This is a genomic window from bacterium (genome assembly GCA_035549195.1).
GTDB lineage: Bacteria > Oederibacteriota > Muellerivitia > Muellerivitales > Muellerivitaceae > DASZRK01.
Genome location: DASZRK010000002.1, coordinates 22,029 through 36,245 on the forward strand (window position 1 = coordinate 22,029; position 14,217 = coordinate 36,245).

12 protein-coding genes and 1 pseudogene are annotated in these 14,217 nt (G+C 62.1%); 5 read left to right on the forward strand and 8 right to left on the reverse strand.

Annotation, left to right across the window (positions count from 1 at the left end):
* The first annotated feature begins 64 nt into the window (after window positions 1-64).
* The 3 genes and pseudogenes from VHE12_00160 to VHE12_00170 all read left to right on the forward strand — a co-directional run bounded on the left by VHE12_00160 (window position 65) and on the right by VHE12_00170 (window position 4,311).
* Window positions 65-535 (forward strand): annotated as a pseudogene (locus tag VHE12_00160) (VOC family protein).
* 152 nt (window positions 536-687) lie between these two features.
* Entirely contained in the window at window positions 688-2,682 is a 1,995-nt protein-coding gene (locus VHE12_00165) for an alpha-glucuronidase family glycosyl hydrolase (protein ID HVZ79191.1), read from the forward strand.
* Between the two features lie 747 nt (window positions 2,683-3,429).
* Window positions 3,430-4,311, forward strand: coding sequence for a hypothetical protein (locus tag VHE12_00170; GenBank protein HVZ79192.1), 882 nt, complete (start codon window positions 3,430-3,432; stop codon window positions 4,309-4,311).
* A gap of 176 nt (window positions 4,312-4,487) precedes the next feature.
* Here the strand turns inward: VHE12_00170 and VHE12_00175 are convergent, their stop codons facing one another.
* The 7 genes from VHE12_00175 to VHE12_00205 all read right to left on the reverse strand — a co-directional run bounded on the left by VHE12_00175 (window position 4,488) and on the right by VHE12_00205 (window position 11,253).
* Window positions 4,488-5,378 carry a hypothetical protein gene (locus VHE12_00175; GenBank protein HVZ79193.1) on the reverse strand — a complete coding sequence of 297 codons (891 nt, stop codon included), beginning with the start codon at window positions 5,376-5,378 and terminating at the stop codon, window positions 4,488-4,490.
* Window positions 5,372-6,520 (reverse strand): hypothetical protein, encoded by a 1,149-nt coding sequence (locus tag VHE12_00180; GenBank protein HVZ79194.1) that lies wholly within the window; start codon window positions 6,518-6,520, stop codon window positions 5,372-5,374. Before VHE12_00180 ends, VHE12_00175 begins: the two co-directional genes overlap by 7 nt.
* Window positions 6,521-6,527: 7 nt before the next feature.
* Window positions 6,528-7,355: a FecR family protein gene (locus VHE12_00185; protein HVZ79195.1), complete on the reverse strand. Its 828-nt coding sequence runs from the start codon at window positions 7,353-7,355 to the stop codon at window positions 6,528-6,530.
* 170 nt (window positions 7,356-7,525) lie between these two features.
* The gene (locus VHE12_00190) at window positions 7,526-8,239 is read right to left on the reverse strand and encodes a hypothetical protein (GenBank protein ID HVZ79196.1); all 714 of its coding nucleotides are present in this window, start codon (window positions 8,237-8,239) and stop codon (window positions 7,526-7,528) included.
* Window positions 8,240-8,373: 134 nt separating this feature from the next.
* On the reverse strand, window positions 8,374-9,702 hold the full coding sequence (locus VHE12_00195; GenBank protein HVZ79197.1) for a hypothetical protein: 1,329 nt from the start codon (window positions 9,700-9,702) through the stop codon (window positions 8,374-8,376).
* Window positions 9,703-9,772: 70 nt separating this feature from the next.
* Entirely contained in the window at window positions 9,773-10,576 is an 804-nt protein-coding gene (locus VHE12_00200; protein ID HVZ79198.1) for a CPBP family intramembrane glutamic endopeptidase, read from the reverse strand.
* A complete protein-coding gene (locus VHE12_00205; protein ID HVZ79199.1) occupies window positions 10,573-11,253 on the reverse strand; it encodes a hypothetical protein in 681 nt (226 codons plus the stop codon). The genes VHE12_00200 and VHE12_00205 overlap by 4 nt, the downstream gene beginning before the upstream one ends.
* 272 nt (window positions 11,254-11,525) lie before the next feature.
* On the opposite strand from VHE12_00205, the gene VHE12_00210 reads away from it, so the two are divergent.
* Together VHE12_00210 and VHE12_00215 are read left to right on the forward strand one after the other, a co-directional pair.
* A complete protein-coding gene (locus VHE12_00210) occupies window positions 11,526-11,924 on the forward strand; it encodes a response regulator (GenBank protein HVZ79200.1) in 399 nt (132 codons plus the stop codon).
* 150 nt (window positions 11,925-12,074) lie between these two features.
* A complete protein-coding gene (locus VHE12_00215; GenBank protein ID HVZ79201.1) occupies window positions 12,075-12,467 on the forward strand; it encodes a response regulator in 393 nt (130 codons plus the stop codon).
* 311 nt (window positions 12,468-12,778) lie between these two features.
* Here VHE12_00215 and VHE12_00220 read toward each other — a convergent pair whose 3' ends face one another.
* Window positions 12,779-14,164, reverse strand: coding sequence for an adenylate/guanylate cyclase domain-containing protein (locus VHE12_00220; GenBank protein HVZ79202.1), 1,386 nt, complete (start codon window positions 14,162-14,164; stop codon window positions 12,779-12,781).
* Window positions 14,165-14,217 lie beyond the last annotated feature (53 nt).

Below are 14,217 nucleotides of genomic sequence, written 5' to 3' on the forward strand. Positions count from 1 at the left end.
ACTTTCTCGGAACCCCCTCTTTACTTCCCCATCCTTCCAAGGGAATAGTCTTCTTAATAAATCGATCCAGGAGGGCTACCACTCGGTCACCCCTTACCTGTCCATCGATGGCGCGGCCCAGGCCATCGAGTTCTATAAGAAGGCCTTCGGGGCCCAGGAGCTCTACCGCATGCCCGCCCCCAACGACCGCGTCGGCCACGCCGAGATCCAGATCGGCGATTCCCGCGTCATGCTGGCCGATGAGGAACCCTCCATGAGCTCCTTCGGCCCCAAATCGGTGGGAGGCACACCGGTGAGGCTCCTGATCTACCTGGAGGACGTGGACAAGGTCTTCTAGAGGTCCCTCCAGGCCGGCGCCAAGATCCTCAAGCCGGTCCAGGACCAGTTCTACGGGGACCACTCCGACTCCCTGGAGGACCCCTTCGGCCACAAGTAGCATCTTGCCACCCACATCGAGAACGTGGCCCCCGATGAGATGAACCGGTGCCTGAAGGACATGGTGGAGAAGAAGTCCCTGGAACCCGCGCTCGATTAAGGCGGAAAAGGAAAAGCCCCGGGGCCGCAAGGCTTCCGGGGCTTTTTTGTTTACCCCCTCGGTTACAATGGATTTAAACGCTTTCAAGGAGCCCCATGGTCCGCGCCCTTCCCGTCTTTCCCCGGCGCCTTAACATCCTGGCGGCCCTTCTCATGGTCCTGGCACCGGCTCTTTTCCTTCACGCTGAGGATGGTCACAAACTCTGGCTGCGCTATGCCCAACTAGTCCAACCCCCGACCATCAAATTCTTCTATCTCAACGACGATTCCACAACCGGCCATGTCATTGCCGAAGAAATAAAGCGGGGCCTGAGTGATTTATCGGGATATCCCGTCTCCCAAACGTCGGATCCCAAGAACGCCCAACTGATAATCGGAACACCAGACAATCTCGAACTTCTTCGAGAGCCCTCCTGGAAAAAGAACTTTTCTCACTTAGGTCCTGAAGGTTTTTTATTGAAGAGGGAAGGTTTTTCATTCTTAGTGGCCGCCAAGACCTCCCTGGGTTGTCTCTATGGGGCCTTCCGGCTCCTGGAACTCTTCTCGCAAGACAAGGACCTGGAAGGGGATGGGGTCCTGGAGAGCCCCCTGATCCACCGCCGCCTGCTCGACCATTGGGACAACCTGGACGGCACCATCGAGCGGGGTTACGCCGGCAAGTCCCTCTGGAAATGGAATGAATTGCCGGGCCATGTGAATGAAAGGGTCTTGGATTACGCCCGGGCCTGCGCTTCGGTGGGCATCAACGGAACGGTGCTCAACAACGTCAACGCCGACCCGCGCATCCTGACCCTTCCCTATTTAAAGAAGGTCCAAGCCCTGGCGGACGCCATGCGGCCCTACGGTCTCAAGGTCTATCTCTCCGCCAATTTTGGCGCGCCCAAGGCCCTGGGGGACCTTCCCACGGCGGACCCCTTCGATCCGCAGGTGCGGAAATGGTGGGAGGCGAAAGCCTCCGAGATCCACGGGCTCATCCCCGACTTCGGGGGTTTCCTGGTCAAGGCCAACAGCGAGGGCCAGCCGGGACCGCTGGATTATGGCCGCACCCACGCCGACGGGGCGAATCTCTTGGCCGACGCCCTGGCCCCTTATGGCGGCGTCGTGATCTGGCGGGCCTTCGTCTACAAGGACAGCATCGACCCCGACCGCATCAAGCGCGCCTATAAGGAACTCATGCCCCTCGACGGCAAGTTCCGCAAGAACGTCATCATTCAATCGAAGAACGGGCCGCTGGATTTCCAGCCCCGGGAGCCCTTCCATCCCCTCTTCGGCGGCTTGAAGAGGACCCATCTGGGCGCCGAGCTCCAGGTCACCCAGGAATACCTGGGCCACTCCAACCACCTGGTCTATCTGGGAACGATGTGGGAGGAATTCTTCGGGTCGGATACTTTCGCCCATGGCCCCGGTTCCACTATCGAAAAGCTCCTTGCCCGGGACCGGGACAGCCTGATGGCCGGTGTCGCCAACACCGGGGATGACCGGGACTGGTGCGGAAATCCATTCTCCCCCGCCAACTGGTACGCCTTCGGAAGGCTCGCCTGGGACCCAACGCTCAAAAGCCGGGACATCGCCGAGGAATGGACCCGCATGACCTGGACCCGGGACCCTCAAGCGGCCCCGGCCATCACAGATCTGCTGATGGGCTCAAGGGACACCTACATCGATTACACCTGTCCCCTGGGGCTGGCCGGGGTCTTCGAGAAGGACCTGCATTACGCGCCCGACCCGGGCATGGTGGACCCGCGCCATGACGACTGGTCGGCGGCCTATTACAACCGGGCCGACGCGAAAGGGATCGGCTTCGACCGCACCCGGCGCGGGAGCGATGGCGTGGACCAATACCATGCGCCCCTGAACGACCGCTTCAACGGCCTCAAGACCTGTCCATTGGACTACCTGCTCTGGTTCCATCACGCGAAGTGGGACCAGCGCCTCTCCACCGGCCGCACCCTCTGGGATGAATTGGTCTTCCGTTATGGCCAGGGCCGGAAGGAAGCCGAGGCCATGAAAGCCCAGTGGCAAGGCCTGAGGGGAAAGGTGGACGACGAGCGGTTCGGAAAGGCGGAACGGAAACTGGAAATCCAGGCGAGGGAAGCGGACGTCTGGGGCAAGAAGTGCCTGGGTTATTTCGGGTCCTTCCGGAAATAGGACAGCTTCGACCCGAACCCATGGAACAGGGAGGGACGAGATGAATGGGATGGGAAAGCTTAAGAACAAAAGACCTTTCATCAACATCGAACAAAACCGGCTTATCGACCTGGACTCTCGGACCCATGGAACAGGGATGCACCCGGATGGATGGGATGACCTTGAAAAAAGATCTCATCGGCGTTGATCGGCGTCCATCCCTGTTCCAGGGTCGGGATCGAGGACTGAAATAAAAAAAGCCCCGGGTCCCATGATCCGGGGCTTTAAACGACCTCGCTCATACTTTTCGTCTTGACCTTTCTACGGCACATCTTCCCGGACCCTTGAACTGGCCTGGGCTTCTCGCCCTGCGCCGGGAGGCGCGGCCCTCGGATCCGTCCGTCGATTGTCCAGCACGTCACCGACCCATCCCATCTCACCGGCTCGGCCCGGGAAAACCCCTTGACGTTTGGGACCTCAGGTCCCCGCTACACCCCTGGGGTGTCGTCCGGAGGCGCTTTCCCATCCTCCCCGGCTTTCCGCGTCCGGATCCCTTCTCGGTTCGGAACCTCAGTTCCCGTTGCGCCTGGAGGGGCGCTGACCTTGGGGATCCTTCCTACGATCCTATTTATACGCGCCCATCCCGAATCCCTTTATGAGCTTCCTCACATTTTCAGGGCTTTTTTAGGGTTTTTTCCCCGGGAACCTTTTTCCAGGGGCGGGGTCCGATGGGGTGAAGGTAGGAGAAATAACCCAAGGAGTCTCGCCATGCGCCTTAAAGCCCTTTTCGCCGCCGGGGTGGTCCTCTTGACCGCCCTCCAAGCCCAAGCCGCCGTGAAGAATTTCAGGGTGAAGTACCTGCAGTCCATCTGGGAGGACGGGAACCTGACCCGGAACACCCAGCATTCCCCCTTCGGTTTCCGGGTGGAGATCGTGAGCGATGACGAGGGCGTCAAGAGCGAATCCAGCCGCGACGGTCGGCCCTTCGTGGCGGCGGAAAAGGGCGAGCGCTACTCGGTCCGCCTATACAATCCCCTCCCGGTGCGGGTGGCGGTGAACCTGACGGTCGACGGGCTCAATTCCATCTCGGGCAAGCCCAGCGGCGTCTCCGACGGCCAGAAATGGATCATCGACCCTTACGGGACCATCACCATCCCCGGCTGGCAGGTCTCCGGCGGCGAGGCCCGCCGCTTCTTCTTCACCGACAAGCCCAAGACCTACGCCAAGTGGATGGGGGACCGGACGGGCAAGGACCTGGCGGCCAACTGCGGGGTCATCGGGGCGGCTTATTTCTGGGACCAAGAGGAACTGGACCGCTACTACGCCGACCACCCTGTCTATCGTTATTCCTACCGGCCTTATCCCTACGGCGCCTTGAAGAGCCGCGCCTCGGCCCAAGCCTCCGGCGCCCCGGCCCACAACGCCATGGACTGCGCCGAACCACGCGCCATGGAGGAAGAGAAAAAGGAAGTCGCCGGCACCGGCATGGGCGAACGGGAATCCCATCCGACCTACCAGGTGGACTTCCACTACAACACGGGGATGTACGACGCCGCCCAGGCCGTGGTCATCTACTACGACTTCGCCCGCAAAGCCTCCCCCAACCCCTTCCCGGAAATGAGTTTTGCCCCTGAACAACCCCTGCGCTGAGGCCACCCGCCGAAGCGCCGGTTTGGGTGTACCAATGCCAGCGCAGCCCCACGCCGGGACTTTGGAGGGAGGCGGCATTTGGGGCTCGACGCCAAAAAAGCATTGGCACCCTGGGTTTTACATCCCAACAAAAAAGGCCGGATCCCCTTGGGGACCCGGCCTTTTCCGTCAAGGCTTCAGTAAAGGATATTGCCGCTGGTATTGCAGTTCGTGTCCCCAAAGGCCGTGACGTCGAACTTCATATAGGGGAATCCGTGGCGGTTCAGACGGAAATCGAATTGAACATAGGTCGCTCCGACATTGACCACGTCCCGGACCTGGAGCCAGGCGGTGGTGGTGGCGGAGAGCTTGACCGCATAGACGTCGTCCACTTCCATGACGGCGGCGGGGCCCAACGCCGCCTGCTTGGCGGCCAGGCTGTCGTTGTAGAAGACCGTGGAGGGGGGAATGGCCGTGTAGTCCACCCAATGGCCCGTGCCCAGGTAGGCGATGTTGGGTTGGGGGCTCGGATAGGCCTGGAGGTACATGGAAGTGACTGGTGAACTCCAAAGGGCCTGGATGTCGGGCGTGGGGCCGAGGGAGACCGGCGAGTAGGCGACGACGTTGTTGTCGAAATTGAAGGTATCCGGAACACCCGCGTTGGAGCCGGGATTGGCGATCGTGGCCATGTAACAGGTGCTGTTCAGGCTCCCCATCTCCAGGGCGAAGGGCGTATTGCCGCTGACCGTGACCACGCCCGCCCCGATCTGGGCCGGTAGGCCGTTCAAGAGCCACTCGGCGGAGATCAGCCAGCGGCCGTCATGGGGCAAGTTGAGGTTCAGGGGGCCGTTGAGGCTGGCCAACTGGCTATAGCTGACCGATCCGCTGAAGACCTCGGAGGCCGAAACCACCCGGTAAAGGAGGACCGGCGTGAGCAGGGTGAACTTGGACGAGATCCCCTCAGGGGCCGGCACCGAAAGCGTGAGCCCGGAGGCATTGTTGGGCCGGGCGCTGGAAGGCAACTGGTTGCACCCGACCAGGGTCAGGACCAGGGCCGCCGCGAAAGTTAGAAAGGTCTTTTTTACCATTGGAACCCCACATTCGTGCCGAAGCTGACGCGGTGATAAGCCACGTCGTAAAGGGATCCGGTCACCTGGTCCGTGGCGGCCTTCTCATTGATCACGAGATGGTACAGCCCCACCAGGTTCAGGAAGGTCCCGCCCCCCATGGAAAAGGTCACGCCCTGCTCCACACCGAAAAGATCGCCGCCCGCCTGGTAATACAGGGGGACGGTGGCGTCATAGCCGTTGGGAAAGATCCGGTCCCAGACCAACCCGGTCATCATGGAAACCCCCGGGCCCGCCGCCCAACCCAGGAAAGGCCTCAGTTCCAGGCGGTCCCCCAGGAAATTCTCGTCCTCCCGCACCTGGTCCCCCGTCACCGGGTCGGCCACCCAACCCCGGCCGTAGAAACTATAGGAAGCGTTCAGGGAGAACTTGTCCCCGCCCATCTTCTCCAGCCATTGGCCGGTAAAGACCGTGCTCTCCGCCGAAGTGAATTGGGACAGCGGATCGGTGACCTTCGACTCGAAGGCGAAGGTATGGAAGACCTGCATCCCGATCGTGCCCGTCGGGGACAGCCGCCCTCCCATGCCCCCCATGGCCACCAGGGAATCCCCGGGGTTGAAGGTGCCCTGGTCGACGGACCCGATGTTGTAGGTGGTGGTCAGGAGATAACCGGCGCCCGCGCCCCAGTTGAAGGTCTCGTCGGTGGAGGCGATCGACCAGAAGAGACTGCCGCCCCATCCGCGCCCATGGTAGAAGCTCGGTTCGAAGATGAAGGGAATGGCCGCCACCGAGGAGTTGGCCTCCCAGGTGGTGTCCCCGCTGGCGAATTGGACGCTCCCGGTGAGGTTCGACACCAGGGAAGGGCCCGCCTTCATGTCCCAGGAGGCCGTGAGCGTGGTGTCCGAGAATTGGCTGGCCTGGAAGCTTCCCGCGTCCAGCCCGCCGCCCTCGGTGCGCTGGTAATCCCCCGAGACGAAGGCCCCTTCGGCCGAAAGGCCGAAGTCCCCGGTGGTCAGCCGGAGGGAGGCGGGCATCCGGTGCTCGGTCCCCGAATAGATGAAGTTGCTGCTCCAGGAATCGAACACATAGCCCAGCTGGAACTGGAGGCTTTCGGCCGCCGCGGGAGAGGCGAGGAGCAGGAGGGCCAAGAGGGTCTTTTTCATGGGCGCCTCACTGTTCCGGATACTTGAGCAACAGGATCACGGTGTGGGCCCCGAGCCCCTGCAGGTTCGCGTCCCCGGCCTTGTTGCCGATCGTGCCCGTGTCGGAGGTCCCGCCGGTCAGGGGCTTGAAGGGATCGGGCCGGTTGCCGCCCATGCCCATGAAGGGATCGAAACGGTTCGGGGGGCCGGGGGGCTGGTCCCGGCGGCCTTGCGGCGGCCCGGGCGGCTCATGGCCCTTCCCTTTCTTATCATGGTCCCGTCCATTCCCCGGATTCCTGGGAATGTCGAGGTGGCCTCCCCGAAAATGGCTCTCGCTGCCAGCTCCATATTGGAAGATGGAACCTCCGGCCTTGGCCCAGACGTTCCCTTCCTTGACGAAGAGGTCCACCTTCTCCTGCCCGTCGTAGCCCACCTCGTATTGGGTGCCGCGCACGCCGCAGACCACCCCGCCCGCCTCGATCTCGAAGGAAGAGCGGGAGGAGGAGAGTTTCTGGACGGAGGCGAAGAGGCGGCCCAAGAGGAGCTTGAACTTGAGGACCTTGTCCTCGGGCCCGTCCTTCTCCACCTTCACCAGGGTGAACTTGGTTCCGGGCTTCACCTGGACCTCGGAGCCGTCGAAGAAGCGCAGGGTGGCGTTGGAATCCTGGGACGTGGCGAGGGTCTCGCCCTCATGGACCTTGGCGTCCCGGTGCAGGACCACGGTCTTCCCCTTGCGCCTCACCGTGACCTTGCCCGAAACGGAGGTCAGCACGGCGGAACCCGGTGCGGCCTTGGCGGGGACGGGGACATAAAGAAGGAAGGCGGCGGCAAGAAGAAGGAGGAAGCGGGACTTCATGGGGAACTCCAAGGGGGTTTGCCTGATCGAACGTTGAAACTATACCCCGGCCTCGTCCGAAGGGGGGCGATTTTTGGGCCTTTCGTTTACTCCTGGCTTTTTCGGCGCTCCTGTCCCCCCAAAAGAAAAAGGGCGTGGGATCCCCACGCCCTTTTGGATTGGAGCCCGGCTTATTTCGTGGAGGTCACGGCGAACCGGTCGGTGGCGTTCATCAAGGCCACCGGATAGGCATTGTTCCCCCAGACCCCCGCGTCCTGTTCCAGTATCGTCACGTCGATGGTGTAATCCCCGCTGTTGGGGAAATAGCTCGAGGAAGCCGTGCTGACCTGCCCCGACGCGGCGGGGGGATAGGGTCCGACAAGCGTGTTGGAATAGGTGCTCAAGTTCGTGACACGGACGCTATCCCGGTTCCCGGCCTTGGTCCAGACGATGGGCCCTGGCGAGGTGAAAGGAGGGATGGTGATGTTCCCCGGCGCGACGATCGAGGCGGTATAAAGGGTCGATCCGATCAGGACTTGGAGGGTATAGGTCTGGCCCGGCTGATAGGTCCATCCCGTACCCGGGTCCATATAGGTACCGGTCGTGACCGCCGCGACGGGAACATGGACATTACCGGGAGCGATCAAGGTCACTCCGGAAGCGGCCAAGGGCCCGCCACCGGGTGACTGGATGAGGAGCTGACATTGGGTGCTCACGGTGGTAACACCATAGGAGACGCTCGTCTGCCGGGTGATCCCTCCGTCGAAGATCGGCCCGTTGGGGTTCCCGCCCCCGCCACCGCCGGGATTACCGGGATTGCCGGTCCCCGGGACATAGACGGAAGTACAAGAGCTCAAGAGCGTGCCGAGAAGGATCGAGACCAACAGGAAAAAAGAACGTTTCAAGACGGGCTCCTCGAAAGAATGTCGTTTCAAGAGACTCAAGGATAACCCCTCTCCCACCCTTTGACAAATTTCCGGGACCCTCCGGATTTGTACCGGTGTTTCAAGCCTTTTTCCGGCACCCGAGGCGGCGCCCCTTACTGCCAGAACCTCAGTCCCACCTGGAGCGGAAGGAAAAGAGCGGTCCCATCATCCGAAAGGTTCCCCTTGGCCTGCCCGGTCATCCCGTTGCCGCTCAGGGTGATCGTGTCCTGGCCGTCCTGGGACATGAAGGTCATGTCCAACCTCCCCTGGAAGAAAAGTTCCCGGTCCGGACCCCATTTGACCGCAACCCCCAGACCCGGGCTGAGGAGGAAGGTGTTCTCGGAAACGGAGGTCGTGACGCTCTGTCCGTTGTAGCTCGTGGTGATCTGGGCCGAGTGGAAAGCCACCCCCGCGCCCCAAAAGAGATAGGGGGTCACGGCGCCACTCCCGGTGGGGAAGGAATAACGGGCCGAAAGGCGGACCGGGATATAGGACCAACCGCCTTGGAAGGTGGTGCCGGCAGGGAGCGGGGTCCCATAATCCTGCTGGTAAAGGTTGGCGAGATAGTCGCTGTTGATCGGATGGTCTTCGGTCCCACCTTCCAAGTCCAGTGTCCAATGGGGATCCAGGACGAAAGAAAAGGAAGCTTCGAAGCTGAGCCCCGGGAGATATTCCTGGGTGGTCTTGCCGCCCAAGGGGACGGCCAGGCCCGGGGAAAAGGCGAAACCAAAGGTCCGGGGACCCTTCCCCGGGGTTTCCACGAGCGGAGGCGGCGGAGGGCCCAGTTCGTCCTTTTCGCTGATCGGGGACGTCGGGGTCGGGGCCGTTCCCTTGGGACCTGAAGAAGGGTTTTCCGGGGCGCCCGACCCTTCCCCCACCAAGCTGTTGTAACGGTCCACGGCCTGGTCCCGGTAATGGGCCCCATCCCCGTCCACGATCATCCCGATGGCCGCGCTCAGGACCCCGATCCCCGTCAACAGGATGGCCGGGGCCGGGTCGGGAGGGGCGGTGCTGGTCAAGGGGGGACCATAGGGAGGATAGGTGGTCGTCGAGGTCCCTTGGGCGGTCAGCTCATAGACCAGCCCTCCCAGGGCGAAGCCCCCGCCGACCACGTCCAGAACGGTCGACAGGCCCTGCTTCCCCTGCGCCGCCTTCATCAGCCGGTCCGCTTCCGGGTCGCCCAAGGGTCCGATCACATCCTGGAATTGCCGGTAGGAGGTCAACTGGAGCCCATCGTGGAAATATTCCCGGTGGGGTTTCTTCTCGTCCCCGCCTTCCTGCACCCCGATCGGGGTCAATCGGGGGAGCTTCGGGGAATGTTTGGACCTCGACTTCGGGGTTTCCGGCCCGGGGGAAGCGGCGGGCTTCACCACGTCGGCCGCAAGGGCAAGGGAGTTGAAGAGGATCGAAAGGACCAGACCCAGCGCGAGAGAACGTTTCATGAGAGGCTCCCTAAATAATGTACCGGCCGATACGCCGACATTTTAAGGAATTCTCCCTTCTTCATCACGTCTATCTTTCGGCCTTTCCCTTCCGGTCCATAAGGTCGGCGGTAAGGCGACGGGTCACCGGCACCGCGATCAAAAGGCAGAGGATCTCGCCCCCGAAGAGGTAGCCGATGGGCGCGCCCAGGGGCGTGAGGAAGAGCCCGGCGTTCCCGATGTTCACCAACCCGACGAGGTTGATGGCCAGGTGGGCCATCATCCAGGGCAGGATGGAATTCCCGGAGCGCTCGAACACATAGGCCCCGGTGAGCCCCAGTAGGAAGACGAGGATGTCCGGGAAAAGGAACCGGACATGGGCCCCCAGGAAGGCGTTCCCGAAATGGGCCAGGGCCCAGGCGAAGGAGGAGACCAGGGCGGCCGGCCCGAAGGCCCAGCGCTCGCGCAAATTTTGGAAAAGGAATCCCCGGAACACCAGTTCCTCGAAAAAGGTCCCCACCAGGAACCAGGCCAGGAGGAACGGCCATTGGGGGAAAAGGGACATGGAGAATCCCTTGTGGACGTAGGCGACGTAGCCCTCCCCATATCCGACCAGGACCGGAACGGATAGAACGAACCCCAGCCCCAGCCTCTGCCCCGTCACGGCCTTGAAGCCCAGATAGGCCAGGCTTTCCTTCCATCCCTGGGCACGGAGCCGCCGGGTCAGCAGGACCGTCGCCAGGATGAGCAGGACCGACGGCAGGCACCAGACCAGGATGGATGGGTCCGGCCCCAGGCCCGCCCTCTCGGTCCAACGCAGGACCAAGTTCTGGCAGATATAAAAGAGAAGGGTGATCCAGGCCGTATGGCCCAGGGCTTGGACCGTCCCCCTCAAAGGAGGTGGACCCCCAGGAAGAACCCGATCAACAGAAGGAAGGCCAGGATCACCCCACCCACGAGAACGACCGTGAGGACAATGGTCCAAAAGGCCATCCACATCGAGAACCGATGGGCCATGGAGAGCGTGATCAAGTTCACGATGAGCCCCCAGATCCCCACCCCGAAGGCCACGACCACCCAGACCCCGTGCCAGAGGGGGGAATTGAACAGCTTGCCGGACAGGTTGCAAAGATCGACCAGGACCGTGCCCGCAAGACACCAAGTGACCTGTTTGAAGAGCGCTTGGGGGCTCCCACTTCCACCCAAAAAAGCGCCGATGTGGGAATAAAGCCAGGCAAAGAGTTTGAGCATCAAATAGCCCACGGGAACGCCGAGGAGGGTCATGAACAGGGCCACCAAGGGCCCCTTCTCTATCCACACTCCGGGGAGTTCGGCCAATTGCATCACCCAAAGCAAGGTCCAAACGTGGCGTCCGTCGGGGCCATCCAGGATCCACTGGAAGGTCGAGCGGGTATCGGTCATCACCCCCCAAAAATTGCCCCAGAAGGTGCCGGGGTCCGCGTGCTGGGCGGCCATCGGACCGGCACTCGGCAGACTGGCCTGACAGGCCGGGCAGGCCAAGCTAAGGCTCGAGATCTCCGCGTTGCACTTGGGGCAATGGATAGTGGCCATAGGATTTCCTTTCGAACGATTTTCATGTCATATCCGACAGGCTCGATAGCAAAGCCATTTTAATGGATTTTTTCCACGCCCGTTCTCGTTTAAAATGGCGCCACTTTCCACATGGCCCAAGTAACCCATGCCTTCGATCCGAAGAGCAATGGCGCGAAGGACGGCGGCACCATCGCGCCCTGGCCAAGGCCAAGATGACGGTGTTGTTCGGTAAATGACCCAAAGACCGGGTGGGGGCATACCTCCCGGCCCGGGTCCTCTCAAGGCGGACCATGACGACCTCCAAGACCATCCTGGTGGTGGAAGACGATGAAGGCCTGCGGCTGGTGGTGAAGAAGGCCCTGGAAGCCCAGGGCTATTCGGTGATCCACGCCGAGGATTCAGTGGGGAGCAACGCTTCCGTGCGCCTACGCGGCGGCCTGGTGGACCTTCTCCTGGCCGACATCAACCTGCCCGGCCTGACGGGGGGCGAATACGCCGATTACCTGACGACCATCAACCCCAACCTGAAGGTCCTTTACATGTCGGGCGCCGCCAGCGACGGCCTGGTCCGCCTCCATGTCCGCCAGAAGAAGGCGGGGTTCCTGCAGAAGCCCTTCACCCTCGAGGAACTGGTGACGGCGGTCCGCCGGACCCTGGAGGGGAACCCGAGCGGCCCGGACGCGGTTTGACCCTTTTAGGTCCCCGTCCAAGGCCAAAAAAAGAAGCAAATTAGGCAGCTTCCGGACCCCCGGGCCTTTTTTTGCCGGGACCTTTTCCCTTCCCCCGGGCTTGCGGGTATCATCAGGTCATTCGTCCCATCACCGACCCGGAGGTTCGCCATGAAGGCTTCCGACTTCACCCTTCTTTTTGCCGAGGATAATCCGCAGATCATGACCCTCTATAAGAAGGCCTTCGCCCAGGAGGGATACCGGATCCTCACCAGCACCAACGCCGCCGAGGCCATGGCCGAGATCCAGGCCGAGAAGGTGGACCTGCTGGTGACCGACCTGGCCATGCCCGAGGCCAACACCTTCGACCTCTTCCATCTGCTCCGGGAGAAGTTCCCCAAACTCCCGGTCATCATCGTCTCCGGGAAATACCAGGACCTGAAGGACGACTTCCTCAACAAGGGCTACAAGGTGGCCGCCTTCATCCAGAAGCCGGTGGAATTGGCCGTCCTGAAGGCCAAGGTCGCCGAGGTCCTGGGCATCGAACCGGCCGCCGCCAAGTAACTTCCCTCCAAAAACAAAAAGGCCCTGGTCTTTCGACCAAGGCCTTTTTGTTCCTATCTAAAAGGGACGATGTTGCTGCCCCTTCGTCCTACTGGCGTTAGCGCTTTTTCTTCTTCGTCGCCTTCTTCTTAGCGGCTTTTTTCTTCTTCGCCATTAGGGATCACCTCCCAGTGAGATATAGCTTCATCGTAGCACTGAATTTTTCCCTCCCCGACCTCAAAATGATTTTCGCGGATCCCGCGTGAAGATTTTTCTTGATGCGAGAGGACTTTGGGTTTAAGCGGCGGCGATCACCGCGGAAGGAGCCCGGGTCACTTGTATTCGGAGTATTGCGCCTGGATCCCGGCCTGGGCATAGGTGTCCGACAGGCGGTAGGAGAGCACGTATTTGTGCCGTGCGTCGCCCCAGAGTTCCCTTTTCCCCTCGGTGGGCTCCGCGGCCGCGGGGTCGTGCTCCACCATGAGCTTGTCCGAGGACACCACCGCGCTGTCCACCGCGACGGTCCACTCCAAGGTCCAATCGAGCGTCCGGTGGGGCTTGACGCCCGCGGCCGCCGGCGCTCCGTCCCCCGAGGCCGCCTTCAAGGAAAGGGTCAGGATCGCCCGGTGGTCATGCCGCTCCAGGGTGTCGTCATAAGTGGCGTAATCGGTGCTGTTGGTGAAGGTCCGTTCGTTCTTGCCCTTGGGTTCGAACCCCATTTGGGCCTCCAGGCCGGGCATGCCGAAATACTCGAAATGGGGTTTGAGGATATTGGTCCCCCAGGCCACGGTGATGGGCGAATAATAGCGGGTGATATAGCTGACGTCGTAGTGGATCAGGTGGCGGCCGGGCCCGATCTTGGTCAGGCAGCGGCGCAAATGGTCCCCCGGCTGGCCCTCGAACTGGAGCCTGGTCTTATGGTCCAGGATGACGTCCGTCGTGTCGGTGCGCACCCCCAGGTCCTCGAAGTTCACCGTGGGGCCGTGGAAGAAGAGGAACGCCAGGACGCCCAGGGCCCCGGCCAACACCAACCCCAGGGCGGGGAGCAGGTGGGGCATGTCGGAGCGGCGGCGGCCGCCCTTGGGCCTTTGGGGTTCGATCCCCCCGGGCTTGTAGGCCTCATAAATCTCCAGGGGCTCGTCGATCCCCTTCACCTGGTAGCTCCCGTGATCGGCCCAGTCCGCCTCCTGCTTGCGCCCCGCCATCCAGCCCTTGGCCGAGTCGAAGACGCTGTAGGTCATATAGATGTGCCCGCCCTCGGCCAGGCCCTCCACCCGGGAGGCCCGGTTCACATGGCGGCCGAAGACGTCCAGGTCCGTCTTGTCCTCCACGGTCACCTGGCCCATGTGCAGGCCGATGCGCACCAAGAGGGGCGGTTCGCCGGGGCGGGAATCGTTGTAGCGCCTCAAGGCTTCCTGGATCTCCAGCGCCCGGGCCACCGCCGTGGAGGGTTCGGAAAAGACCGCCATCACCGCGTCCCCGATGTGCTTGATGATCCGGCCGGCCCCGCCGCGCTCGATGATGGGGCCCAGGATGCCGTCATGGGTCCTGCGGACCTCGTTGGAATAGGCGTCGCCCCTCTCCTCGGTGAGGCGGGTGAAGCCCTGGATATCGGTGAACATGATGGTCAGCACCGAGGTGTTCCGGCTCTGCCGGAACCCGTCGATGAGGGTCAGTTCCTGGGGATCGATATGGAGGTTCTCGGGTATCTCGGTCATGGGTCCATCCTCGCATGGGGTCCGAGAGGGCACAATGGGGGCCCCGCCGTTCC